Origin of the sequence: Clostridium rhizosphaerae (assembly GCF_016765585.1) — a bacterium.
Classification (GTDB): Bacteria; Bacillota; Clostridia; order Clostridiales; family Clostridiaceae; genus Clostridium_AT; species Clostridium_AT rhizosphaerae.
This window is the reverse complement of the sequence record NZ_JAESWC010000022.1, coordinates 1-1,352: the sequence shown is the minus strand read 5'-3', so window position 1 is coordinate 1,352 and position 1,352 is coordinate 1. Positions and strand designations below refer to the sequence as shown.

Sequence of the window (1,352 nt, the reverse complement as noted above, 5' to 3'; positions counted from 1 at the left end):
AGAACACAAGGTTGATAGGTCAGAGGTGTAAGCATGGTAACATGTTTAGCTGACTGATACTAATAGGTCGAGGGCTTGACCAAATAATTTAATCTGTGCAATTTTGAAAGAATAATTAATATTATAATATGTTAATAAATATTTTTTCAAATATATTGACAGATGTTTTATAAAATGATAAGATATATTCTGTCGATAAGATAAATATCTAGTGGCGATGATGCAAAGGTTACACCCGTTCCCATTCCGAACACGAAGGTTAAGCTTTGAGATGTCGATGGTACTGCTCGGGAGACTGAGTGGAAGAGTAGAGAGTTGCTAGATTACATATGGATCTTTAGCTCAGTTGGTTAGAGCAACCGGCTCATAACCGGTCGGTCCGGGGTTCGAGTCCCTGAAGGTCCACCATATGGGGGTATAGCTCAGCTGGGAGAGCATCTGCCTTGCACGCAGAGGGTCTAGGGTTCGAATCCCTATATCTCCACCAAAAGACAGTTTATAAAACTGTCTTTTTTATTTTGTATTTTAGCTGAGGTAGGTATCTATAGAAGTACCTACTTTATTTTATTTCTATCTTAAGCAAGCAGCTCCTTTATCTATAACTAAAGGCTACATGTATCACTATTTTTATTCTATATGATACCTATTTTTTAACAGGTAAGCTATATAAAAAATAATAATCAATTGAAATATTTGTAATTTATATGTACAATTAAATTATACAGTATTATTAAGGAGTATTATATGAGATGGATTTTGTGGCCGTTTAAAATGATTTTTAATTTAGTCACAAGTATAGTGAAGATAACAGGAAGGCTAGTTTCTGTAATATTAGGATTAGTAATATTAATACTAGGTGGCGCTATTACCATGACAATAGTTGGCGCTATAGTGGGTGTTCCATTATGCATATTTGGCGTCATGTTGATGATTCGAGGATTCTTTTAATTGTTTACCTATTCGGTTAGAGAGCAGAAGAACTGCTCTCTAATAATTATATGAACTAAAAAACTGTTCCTGGTGTATCGTTTGGTGAAAATTGAAGAAATTTAGAGCATCAGCTAGAAATATTAAATTATTTATTAATAAGTAGTATATATGATAATTTATTTTTGAATAAATATGATAAAATAAATTTCGTTGTCAGGCAAAATCTTGAATGGAAGATTAAAAACTTTTATTGACAGATTAAAGTTTGCATGATAAGATATAAAAGCTGTCAGATGACGGCGAAGCAATTGGTCTTTGAAAATTAAACAGAGAAATTAAGGTAAATGACCAGCAATTCTTTTGAAGTTGTTTAGGCGACTTCGATAAAATAAGTAAGCGATGAGCTTAAGTTTTCAAACTTT

At 32.7% G+C, this 1,352-nt stretch carries 1 protein-coding gene, 2 tRNA genes and 2 rRNA genes; all 5 read left to right on the top strand.

Translation table 11 applies throughout. The annotated features are described in order from the left end of the window. Positions 1 to 83 (top strand): 23S ribosomal RNA (locus tag JK636_RS22260); the annotation flags it as partial. Between the two features lie 124 nt (positions 84 to 207). Next, a 5S ribosomal RNA gene (rrf, locus tag JK636_RS22255) occupies positions 208 to 324 on the top strand. A 7-nt stretch (positions 325 to 331) separates the two neighbouring features. Continuing rightward, positions 332 to 408, top strand: a tRNA-Ile gene (locus JK636_RS22250). Positions 409 to 411: 3 nt separating this feature from the next. Beyond that, positions 412 to 487 (top strand) — tRNA-Ala (locus tag JK636_RS22245). A gap of 257 nt (positions 488 to 744) precedes the next feature. Next, entirely contained in the window at positions 745 to 948 is a 204-nt protein-coding gene (locus JK636_RS22240; RefSeq protein WP_202751191.1) for a hypothetical protein, read from the top strand. The last annotated feature ends 404 nt before the right edge of the window (positions 949 to 1,352 follow it).